Here is a 10,000-nt window from a genome sequence, read left to right on the forward strand (position 1 = left end):
TCGACCTGACCGAGGTGCCGCTGGGTGGCAAGGTGCATCTGGGCCCGTTTGAAATCGACTATATCACCATCACCCACTCGATCCCGGAGCCCAACGGCCTGTCCATCAAAACGCCGCTGGGGACTGTGCTGCACACCGGCGACTGGAAGATCGACCCGGACCCCATCACCGGCAAACCCACCGACATCAGCCGCATTGTCGCGCTCGGCGATGAGGGCGTGCTGGCCATGGTTTGCGATTCGACCAATGTGTTCGTGGACGGGCAGGCGGGTTCTGAAGCCGATGTGAAGGTGGCGCTTGAGGCGGTGATCCGTACATTGAAAGGTCGCGTCGCCGTGGCCTGTTTCGCCTCGAACGTCGCCCGCATGGACAGCGTCATTCGCGCCGCCGAAGCCTGTGGGCGCTCGGTCTGCCTCGTCGGGCGCTCCATGCACCGCATGGCGGCTGCCGCGAAATTCGTGGGCCTGATGAAGGGCGTGCAGGAGTTCGTCTCCGAAGCCGAAGCCGCCAAGATGAAGGACACCGACGTCCTTTATCTGTGCACAGGCTCTCAGGGTGAACCGCGCGCCGCCCTGTCGCGCATTGCCGACGGCAATCACCCGCTGGTGCGTCTGGGGGCCGGGGATTCCTGCGTCTTCTCGTCCCGCGTCATTCCGGGCAACGAAATCGCTATCCGCAGCCTGCAAAACCGTCTGTCGGACCTCGGTGTGGAAATCCATACCGAAAAGGATCACCCCGGCATCCACGTCTCCGGCCACCCCTGCCGTGATGAACTGAAGCAGATGTACGCCTGGGCGCGCCCGAAAATCGCCATTCCGACGCATGGTGAACGCCGCCACCTGCAAAAGCACGCCGCTCTGGCCGCCGAAATCGGCATCCCGGAACAGGTCGTCCTGCGCAATGGCGACATGGTGCGCCTCGCCCCCGGCAAGCCCGAAATTATCGACGAAGTGCCGTCCGGTCGCCTGTTTGTCGATGGCGGGATGCTGGTCCCCGAAGCCTCCGAAGCCCTGCGCGAACGTCGCCACGCCGCCCATAACGGCATGTTGTTCGTCTCCTTCGCCCTCAACAGCAAAAACCAACTGGCCTCCTATGTCGAGGTGCGGGGTCTGGGGCTGGCTTTTGAGGACGAGGACAGCATCTCGGATCAGCTCGAAAAGCTGTGCGACATCGCCGAAAAGGCTGTGCAGAAGCTTTCGCGCGAGGAACGCGACGATGATCAGACCGTCGAAACCGCCGTGGCGCGCGTCCTCAAGAAGGCGGCTCAGAATACCTGGGGCCGCAGACCGATCGTAGAGACGATTATTCTGAGGCTGTAAGGGTTTAAAGACGCAGGGGCCACAGGCCCCTGCACCCCATATCGGGTTCGCAACTCCAAACTCTGGCGTTTATCAGACTTCCGGTTTTGGGGTGTGGGGCCTGTGGCCCCACGGTCTTAAAAGACTACGACTTCACCAGAACGTACGAACCCGGCGCATCCATATCGGGTTTAAACTTGCCCTTGGACGGGTCACGCGCCGGGACCATCGGGCCGGACTTATCGTGCAGCCATTGGGCCCAATAGTCCCACCACGACCCCTTATGCTCGACGGCGTCCTTCTGCCAGACCTCAAGAGTTTCCGGTAAGCCCTTGGCATTGCTCAATTCGTTGATCCAGTGCTGGTACTTCTGGGCCGCGGGCGGGTTGACGACGCCGGCGATATGGCCGGAGCCCGCCATAACGAAGGTCACCGGGCCGCCGAACAGGCGCGCCGATTTGAACACAGAGCCCGGCGGAGCGATATGGTCTTCACGACCGGACTGCTCAAAGACGGGGATTTTGACGTTTTTCAGGTCGATGGGCACGCCCGCAATGGTGAGCTTGCCCTGAGACAGGGCGTTTTCGTGATAGAATTTGCGCAGGTAGTACATATGCAGCGCCTTGGGCATGCGCGTCTGGTCGGCATTCCAGCACAGAAGGTCGAAGGCGGTCAGGTCCTTACCCATCAGGTAGTTATTGACGAAGAAGGACCAGACGAGATCGTTGGCGCGTAAGGCGTTGAAGGTATCCGCCATGGCGGCACCGGGCAGGACGCCTCCGGCGGCGTCCATCTGGCGCTCCAGCTCTTTCAGCCAGGCTTCGTTGGTGAAGAGGAGGAGGTCGCCGGCTTCGGAGAAATCGTGCTGGGCGGTAAAGAAGGTGGCCGATGACACGCTGTCGTCACCCTTGGCCGCCATGTGCGCCAGAGCGACGCCCAGTAGCGTGCCGCCGATGCAGTAGCCGACCGTGTTAACCTTGGGCGAACCCGTCTGTTCACGGACTAATGAAACGGCCTTATAGACGCCGCCGAACATATAGTCCTCAAAGGTGACGTCTTTGAGGTCTGCGTCCGGATTGACCCATGAGACGACGAAAACCGAAAAGCCCTGATCCGTCAGCCACTTGATCAGCGAATTCTTCGATTGCAGATCGAGTATGTAGTATTTGTTGATCCACGGCGGGAAGATCAGCAACGGCGTTTCGCGCACTTCGTCCGTGGTCGGATTATATTGCAGCAGTTCGAACAAGGGGCCGCGCCAGACCACCTTGCCCGGCGTGGTGGCGACGTTTTCACCGACCTTGAAATGGGCATAATCAGCCTGAGAAATCTTCAGCTTGCCGTCACCGCGCGCCAGATCATCGGCGAATTTCTGCATCCCCTTGACCAGACTCTCGCCCTTGGAGGTGAGCAGCGTATCGAGCGCTGCCGGGTTGGATATCAGGAAGTTGGAGGGCGAAAAGGCGTCAGTGACCAGCTTGGTGAAAAACTCGGCGCGGCGCTTATGCAGCGGATCGACGTCCTCGACAGAGGATACAAGGTTGTTGAGCCAGGTCGAGGACAGAAGATACGACTTGCGCATCATGTCGAAGACGAGGTTTTGCTGCCAGCGCGGATCAGAGAACCGCTTGTCCTTGGGCGTGGTGTCAGCTTCGCTTTCGACGCCCAGAGACCGGCGGGTCATTTCGGCCCACAACGACATATAGCCGGTCATCAGGTCGGTCTGGGCTTCGATGACTTTTTCGGGGTTTTGCGCCAGTGAGGTCATGACGCTGGTCATGGCAGGCGCGACCTGAAACGGATCGCCGTTCGGCGTGCCGTTGAAATCCGGTTGTTTCAAAACCGCGCTGGCCAAAGCCGTCTGGGCGGTAATGGCGGCCTTGGCGAGATTGATCGACAGGTCTTCCAGCGCCTTCATCTGCTCAGAATCAAAGGTGGATTCGGGCGGCGGTTCGGACGCAGGGGTAGCTGGTGACGGTGCGGACTGAGCCGCAGGCTGTGGGGCCACGGGGGCTTCGACGGGGGCGGCCTTGGGGGCGGTCTTTGTTTTGGGCGCGGTTTTGCGTGTGGCTTTGGCCACAGGGGCGGGGGCGACGGCGGGCGTCGCTTCGGCGGCTACGGCTTTTTTGGGAGCGGTGGCCTTGCGGGTTTTGGCCTTGGAAGCGGGTTTCTCAGTGCTTTTTTCAGTCATGGCGGCCTCCGCGAGTCGTTTCTGGCTATTTTCTAACGCGCTTCATCAGGCGTTGCGCCACAATTTTCACTGTATAATATGCAACATCGCGTTATGACGTGTTTTAGGGCTGTTCAGGACTCGCAAAGTTTGCTTTTGATCAGCCCGGTTTTTATAACCGATGCCATCGGTTGCGGAGCTTCCTCATGATTAAGCGGTCAAAGATCCACGCGCTCTTGCTGCCCTGTGCGGTTATCGGAGCCTTTGCCGCGTCCGTTTCAGCGCAGGAAACGTCTTCGCCGCGCACCTATGACAGCTTCCCCAAATGGTCTGAATTCCCGCCGCCGCCTCAGAATGTGCCGACGCCGGAGCAGATCAGGCAACAGGTGGTGGCGTTGAAGGCCAAATCCGATCAGCTTCAAAAAACAGCTGATGCCTTGCCGTGGGAGCTTAAGGCCCCGGAAGCCATGGCTAAGGCGGCTAATGCGCGCATCGACCCCGTTCTGGGGGCACCGATCAAAACGGGCGCCGACAGTGCTGCCATAGAAGGCCTGGCCGCCCGCCTGCGCGCGCGCGCCGAGCCGCCCCCCGTGGCGAAATAAAAAGAACAGACCAACAGGGAAATGCCTATGTCACAAACGGGTTTCGACCTGGCCCTCGACATTGTTCGGGTGGCCGAAGAGGCGGCTATTGCCGCGCACGGCTGGATCGGCAAGGGAGACGAGAAGGCGGCGGATCAGGCCGCAGTGGACGCCATGCGCTCGGCGCTCAATGCCATCGACATGGACGGCCGTATCGTCATCGGTGAAGGCGAGCGTGACGAAGCCCCTATGCTGTTTATCGGTGAGGCGGTCGGCACGGGCAAGGGCATGGCAATCGACATCGCGCTTGACCCGTTGGAAGGCACGACTCTGGCGGCCAAGGCCATGAACAACGCCCTGACCGTGGTGGCGTTCGCGCCGCGCGGCGGGCTGTTGCACGCGCCCGACACCTATATGGACAAGATTGCCATTGGGCCGGGCTATCCCGACGGCGTGGTCGATCTCGACGCCAGCCCCGAAGACAATGTGCGGGCACTGGCTGCGGCCAAGGGCGTGGATGTCTCTGAAATCGTCGCCTGTGTGCTGGATCGCCCGCGCCACGACCGCATCATCGCGTCGCTGCGCAGGGCCGGGGCGCGCGTGCACCTGATCACCGACGGTGATGTCGCCGGCGTCTTCCACACGGCGCAGCCGGAAACGGGTATCGACATCTATCTGGGCTCAGGAGGGGCGCCGGAAGGCGTGCTGGCGGCGGCGGCTTTGAAATGCGTCGGCGGTCAGTTTCAGGGCCGGCTGGTCTTCCGCAATGACGATGAGCGCCAGCGGGCGCAGCGCCTGGGTCTGAGCGACTTCGACCGTAAATACAGCCTGAACGAACTGGTCTCCTCGGATGTTGTCTTTGTCGCCACGGGCGTCACGCCCGGCGCATTGCTCGACGGGGTGCAAAAGGAGATGTCGCCCGACGGCGAGGTGTTTATCAGCACCGAAAGTCTGGTGATGATTTCGCGGACTCAGACTATCCGTAAGCTGTATATGCGTCGCCCCCTCCAATCGTGATGTCCCATGCCCGATGATCCTGCCCGCCAGAACCTGACCGACCTGCCACCGTTTCTGGGGGTGGAGACGTCGGTTACGGGCCGTCTGTGGGTGGATCGTCGCGACAGTCAGCATGTCGGCCCGCATGAATTGCGTTTGATCACTCAGCAGATTGCGCTCAAAGGCCTGATGGAAGAGGCCTTTGTCGAGCCGGTGGCGCGCTCGATTGCCGCGCGCGGCGTGACCTCGGAGGGGCTCGACGACTATCTGCGCCCGACCTTGAAAGCGCTGTTCCCCGATCCCGACTGTTTTATGGACATGCCGCAGGCGGTGGCGGCCATTCTGGATGCGCTTCAGGCGCGTCAGAAGATCTACGTCTTTGCCGACTACGATGTCGATGGCGCCACCTCGGCGGCGCAACTGGTGCGCTGGTTCCGTCATATGGGGCATGAGCTGAGCGTCTATGTGCCCGACCGGATGCTGGAGGGCTATGGCCCGTCGGAAAAGGCTTTTGACCGATTAAAAGCCGAAGGGGCCGATCTGGTCATCACGGTCGATTGCGGCGCGTCAGCGCACCGGGCGCTCGACTATGCGGCGCGCATCGGGCTTGAGGTCGTGGTGATTGACCATCACATCATGCGCGAAGACCCGCCCAAATGCCGTGCTGTGGTCAATCCCAACCGGCCGGGCTGTACCTCGGCGCAGGGCAATCTGGCTGCGGCGGGCGTGGTGTTTGTGGTGCTGGCGGCGCTTAACCGCGAAGCCGAAAAGCGCGGGCTGTTTGCTGAGCGGCCCAGACCGGACCTCACCCAATGGCTCGATCTGGCGGCGCTGGGGGCCATCTGTGACGTAACGGCGCTGAGTGGGTTCAATCGCGCGCTGGCCTCGCAAGGGCTGAAGGTCATGTCGCGCCTGAACAATACGGGCATCCGCGCCCTGATGCAGGTGGCCGGGGGCGAGCCCAAGGATGCGGCAACAGCGCTCGGGGTGTTTCATTCCGGCTTTGTGCTGGGGCCGCGCATCAATGCCGGCGGGCGTATCGGTCGCGCCGATCTGGGTGTACGGCTCTTGTCCACCGACGATGCGGACGAGGCGGCGGCGCTGGCGCAGGAACTGGATGAATTGAACAAGACGCGCCGTGACGTCGAGGCCGCCGTGCAGGAACAGGCCTTGGCTCTGGCCGACGCAAAGGGGCTGGTTACGGCCGAAGACCACGTCATTATCGTGGCGCACGAAGACTGGCATCCCGGTGTCATCGGTATCGTCGCGGGCCGGCTGCGCGAACGCTGGCACAAGCCGGTCATCGTCATTGGCATCGACCCGGTTACGCGGATTGGCAAGGGGTCAGGTCGGTCGCAGGCCGGGATCAATCTGGGGCAGGCGGTGACGGCAGCCTTTGAAAGCGGGCTGTTGCTGTCGGGCGGCGGGCACGCCATGGCCGCGGGCCTTAGTATTGAGGCCGCGCGCATCCCGGAACTGCGCGTCTTTCTGAACGCGCATATTGCCAATGCTACCGTCGAGGCTGACCGTAAGGACCGGCTGGAAATCGACGCGGCGCTTAGTGCCGCGACCTGCACGCGGGCCCTGCTGGAGCGTTTTGAGATCATGGCCCCCTTCGGTCAGGGCAATCCGGAGCCGATGTTTGTCCTGCCGGGGATGCGCGTGGGCTATGCCTCAGCGCTGAAAGGCGGGCACGTGCGTTGCGACCTGATCGACGAAGGCGGCAAGCGTCTGAAAGCCATCGCCTGGCGCGCGCAGGATACGGCGGTGGGAGCGGCGCTGTTTAATCCCGTTGGCGCCATCCACGTGGCGGGGCGGCTGAAACCCGACGACTATATGGGGCGCAAGGGCGTGCAGTTCGAAATCGAGGATATCGCCCATATATTCACAAGTTGAGGCGATATTGCCGAAAATAGCGCTTGCAACGAACAATGCGTGACGCTATCAAGCGCACCTCTTGACGCGGTCCCTTCGTCTATCGGTTAGGACGTCAGGTTTTCAACCTGAAAAGAGGGGTTCGACTCCCCTAGGGACTGCCACCGTACCCCCTCTCTCCACAATTTTTGCGCACATCTGATTTTCCGAACGGAATGTGCGGACCTGTGTCAAAAACGTCATATATTGCGTCAAGGCTACGCCACGCGACATAATTACCGCTTTTTTACTCGCATTAAGCGATATTTTCGCATATCGTCTCAAAAAAGAGAGGGGCAGGGGCGCTGCCCATTTAAAAATATCCATGTTATAGTGCTCGCGCAGTAGATTATTTGTGGGCTTGGTGAGGAATATGAGTTTGTACGATTACGCAAAGAGCAGCGAGGCGGAAGACGTAAAGGCTATTTCCGGTCGCGTGAAGTGGTTCGATGCCGGCAAGGGCTACGGCTTCATCGTGCCTCAATCCCCCGAATTGACCGGTATGCGCGACGTGCTGCTGCATGTGTCCGCACTGCGTGATCTGGGACGTGATCTGGCGCACGAAGGTGCCGCCATTGAATGCAAGATCGCCAAGCGCGCCAAGGGCTGGCAGGTTATTCAGATCACCGCACTCGAAGACAGCGGCAGCGGCCCTGTACGCGAAGCGCGTGATCCGGCGGCTGTGCGTTCGACGCATAACGTGCAGGCAACCATCGGTGATCTCGAAGCGGCCACCATCAAATGGTTCAATCGCACCAAGGGCTATGGCTTCGTGGTGCGTGGCAATGATCCGACGGACATCTTCATCCATATCGAAACCCTGCGTCGCTTTGGTCTTGAGGACGTTCAGCAGGGCGATACCCTGATGGTGCGCTTTGGCGAAGGCCCCAAGGGGCTGGTCGTGACCGAGGTACAGCCCAAGGCGATGGCCTGAGCGGAAAAACGGCCTTGAAACGGCCATTGAATCCAGCGAATTTCCAACGGAGGTGAGGTTTCGCCTCCGTTTTTCTTTGCGGGTGTGAAGGGTGAAGTCTGTGTTCAAAGCCTTTCGGTGGTCTCTGGCACTCATGATGGCGGCGCTGTCAACCGCCTTGCCTGCCCACGCCCAGACCTCGCCCGCGACGGCTGCCGCACCGGCAGAGGTGGCGCACTATACCTACCGCGTCGTGAAGGTCTATCCGCACGATCCGCAGGCTTTTACGCAAGGCCTGTTCATTCAGAACGGCCGTCTGTTTGAAAGCACCGGCATGGCGGGGGCCTCGTCGCTGCGCGAGGTCGATCTGACCACTGGCGAGGTCAAGCGCAAACACGATATTGCACGGCCCTATTTTGCCGAAGGTGTGGCGCCGTGGGGCAATGCCATCATCGGCCTGACCTGGACGCACGGAAAAGCTTTCGTCTGGGATCGCGACAGCTTCGCGCCAAAGGGCGAATTTGCGTACACGGGCGAAGGCTGGGGCCTGACCGCTGACGGCACGCATCTGATTCTCAGCGATGGCAGCGACCGCCTGCGCTTCCTCGACCCTCAGACCTTCAAGGTGGTCAGCGACGTACCGGTGACCCTGCGCGGCGAGCCCATAGAGATGCTCAATGAGCTGGAATATATCGGCGGGCAGGTCTATGCCAACGTCTGGCAAACCGACTATATTGTCCGTATCGACCCGAAGGACGGCAAGATCAATGGCATTGTCGATCTGAAAGGTCTGATGGCCTATGGCCCGGCCATTACGCAGCGCATTGATGTGCTGAACGGCATTGCCTTCAATCCGGAAACCAAACACCTGCTGGTCACCGGTAAATACTGGCCGGCCCTGTTTGAGATCGAACTGATCGACAAGGCGACGGGTAAACCCTATGAATTCCGGTAACCCTATGATCAAGAACGTAAAATGGCTCCCGCTTTTTTTGATTCTCGCGGCCTGCCAGCCGAAACCACCGGAGCGCGAAGCGCTTCAGGTTCTATCCGGCGGTATCACCCATGCGTTTCAGGTGGAAATCGCTGATGACGAACAGGAACGCGAAACCGGGCTGATGAACCGCGATAAACTGCCGACCGGGCAGGGGATGCTGTTCCTGTTTCCGGATGCCCGCGAACGCGCCTTCTGGATGAAGAATACGCATATACCGCTTGATATTCTTTATATTTCTAAGTCAGGCGAGGTGATTTCCATTCAGAAGAACACGATGCCGATGAACGAAACGCCGCTGCATTCGTTCGGCCCGGCGGCGGCGGTTCTGGAAATCAATGGCGGTCAGGCTGATGCCCTGGGGATCAAGCCGGGCGACCGCATCACGCACCGCTTCTTCGAAGGCAAGGGGCCGATGCCGCAATAGACGCTTGTTCTGTGGGTGGTGTGTAAAACGGCTTGCGGAACCGGCTTTGAAGTGGCATGTAGCGCGCCTTGCCTGTGGGCAGGGTGTCGGGGTGTAGCGCAGCCTGGTAGCGCAGCTGTTTTGGGTGCAGCAGGTCGGAGGTTCGAATCCTCTCGCCCCGACCATCAAAAGAAAAGGGACTGCCCAATGGGCAGTCCCTTTTCTTTTCATCATCCGGAGCTTGGTTCGACCCGATAAGAGGTTCGACGCGCTCAAAGAGCGTAGCGTCAGCGCACCGAAAATACCCAAGTGATGATCATTTTGCCGGAGGCACAATGATCACACGCAGACGCGGCGGAGCGAAGCGGAGCCAATCTCTCGCCTGACTCGGATGAGTCACCCCATTTCCCATTTGTAAGATGCGTCTGCCGAGACTCTGCGTTATTGTCACTATATTGACAGCCGCTAGAAACCCATAGCGGCACCCGTTCGGATACGCCCCATGAACCGCGCCATAGCCGTCCTCTCAGGTCTCGCTGCGCTTCTGCTGCTCACCGCCGGTGTGCCGTTGCGCGGGCCGCTGACCGATCCGGAGTGGGTGGTCTGGGGGGCAGGCGTGGCGGCTTTTGTGGTCGTGATGCTGGGTTTATTGGCTGTGTTAAAGCGGGGCCTATTACACACGCTGGTGCATCTGATGGTCGTGGTCCTGCTGACCATCGCCGCCGGCT

At 60.5% G+C, this 10,000-nt stretch carries 9 protein-coding genes and 2 tRNA genes; 10 read left to right on the top strand and 1 reads right to left on the bottom strand.

Annotation, left to right across the window (positions count from 1 at the left end):
- Window positions 1–1,319: ribonuclease J (locus LDL37_RS04610; protein WP_290795025.1), on the top strand; the 1,319-nt coding region annotated here is incomplete at its 5' end.
- A gap of 124 nt (window positions 1,320–1,443) precedes the next feature.
- Here LDL37_RS04610 and phaC read toward each other — a convergent pair.
- Complete coding sequence (gene phaC, locus LDL37_RS04615) at window positions 1,444–3,489, bottom strand: class I poly(R)-hydroxyalkanoic acid synthase (protein ID WP_290795027.1); 2,046 nt, start codon at window positions 3,487–3,489, stop codon at window positions 1,444–1,446.
- Window positions 3,490–3,674: 185 nt separating this feature from the next.
- Between phaC and LDL37_RS04620 the strand changes: the two genes are divergently transcribed.
- The 9 genes from LDL37_RS04620 to LDL37_RS04660 form a co-directional block, all read left to right on the top strand.
- Window positions 3,675–4,070, top strand: a complete 396-nt coding sequence (locus tag LDL37_RS04620; RefSeq protein ID WP_290795029.1) for a hypothetical protein — start codon at window positions 3,675–3,677, stop codon at window positions 4,068–4,070.
- Between the two features lie 27 nt (window positions 4,071–4,097).
- A complete protein-coding gene (gene glpX / locus LDL37_RS04625) occupies window positions 4,098–5,066 on the top strand; it encodes a class II fructose-bisphosphatase (RefSeq protein WP_290795033.1) in 969 nt (322 codons plus the stop codon).
- Window positions 5,067–5,072: 6 nt separating this feature from the next.
- Window positions 5,073–6,941 (top strand): single-stranded-DNA-specific exonuclease RecJ, encoded by a 1,869-nt coding sequence (recJ, locus tag LDL37_RS04630; RefSeq protein ID WP_290795035.1) that lies wholly within the window; start codon window positions 5,073–5,075, stop codon window positions 6,939–6,941.
- A gap of 68 nt (window positions 6,942–7,009) precedes the next feature.
- Window positions 7,010–7,084: transfer RNA gene (locus LDL37_RS04635), tRNA-Glu, on the top strand.
- A gap of 248 nt (window positions 7,085–7,332) precedes the next feature.
- On the top strand, window positions 7,333–7,893 hold the full coding sequence (locus LDL37_RS04640) for a cold-shock protein (RefSeq protein ID WP_126423717.1): 561 nt from the start codon (window positions 7,333–7,335) through the stop codon (window positions 7,891–7,893).
- Between the two features lie 133 nt (window positions 7,894–8,026).
- The gene (locus LDL37_RS04645) at window positions 8,027–8,827 is read left to right on the top strand and encodes a glutaminyl-peptide cyclotransferase (protein ID WP_290795039.1); all 801 of its coding nucleotides are present in this window, start codon (window positions 8,027–8,029) and stop codon (window positions 8,825–8,827) included.
- Window positions 8,828–8,864: 37 nt separating this feature from the next.
- A complete protein-coding gene (locus LDL37_RS04650) occupies window positions 8,865–9,293 on the top strand; it encodes a DUF192 domain-containing protein (protein WP_290795041.1) in 429 nt (142 codons plus the stop codon).
- A gap of 87 nt (window positions 9,294–9,380) precedes the next feature.
- Window positions 9,381–9,457 (top strand) — tRNA-Pro (locus LDL37_RS04655).
- Between the two features lie 317 nt (window positions 9,458–9,774).
- On the top strand, window positions 9,775–10,000 hold a 226-nt coding region (locus LDL37_RS04660; protein WP_290795044.1), incomplete at its 3' end, for a hypothetical protein.

Origin of the sequence: Asticcacaulis sp. (assembly GCF_020217185.1) — a bacterium.
In the GTDB taxonomy this organism is placed as follows: domain Bacteria; phylum Pseudomonadota; class Alphaproteobacteria; order Caulobacterales; family Caulobacteraceae; genus Asticcacaulis.

What these genes read in the sequence shown, in the direction of transcription:
- LDL37_RS04640 (WP_126423717.1), top strand. Translation starts at nt 7,333, where the DNA reads ATGAGTTTGTACGATTACGCAAAGAGCAGCGAGGCGGAAGACGTAAAG.
- LDL37_RS04620 (WP_290795029.1), top strand. Translation starts at nt 3,675, where the DNA reads ATGATTAAGCGGTCAAAGATCCACGCGCTCTTGCTGCCCTGTGCGGTT.
- glpX (WP_290795033.1), top strand. Translation starts at nt 4,098, where the DNA reads ATGTCACAAACGGGTTTCGACCTGGCCCTCGACATTGTTCGGGTGGCC.
- recJ (WP_290795035.1), top strand. Translation starts at nt 5,073, where the DNA reads ATGCCCGATGATCCTGCCCGCCAGAACCTGACCGACCTGCCACCGTTT.
- phaC (WP_290795027.1), bottom strand. Translation starts at nt 3,489, where the DNA reads ATGACTGAAAAAAGCACTGAGAAACCCGCTTCCAAGGCCAAAACCCGC.
- LDL37_RS04645 (WP_290795039.1), top strand. Translation starts at nt 8,027, where the DNA reads ATGATGGCGGCGCTGTCAACCGCCTTGCCTGCCCACGCCCAGACCTCG.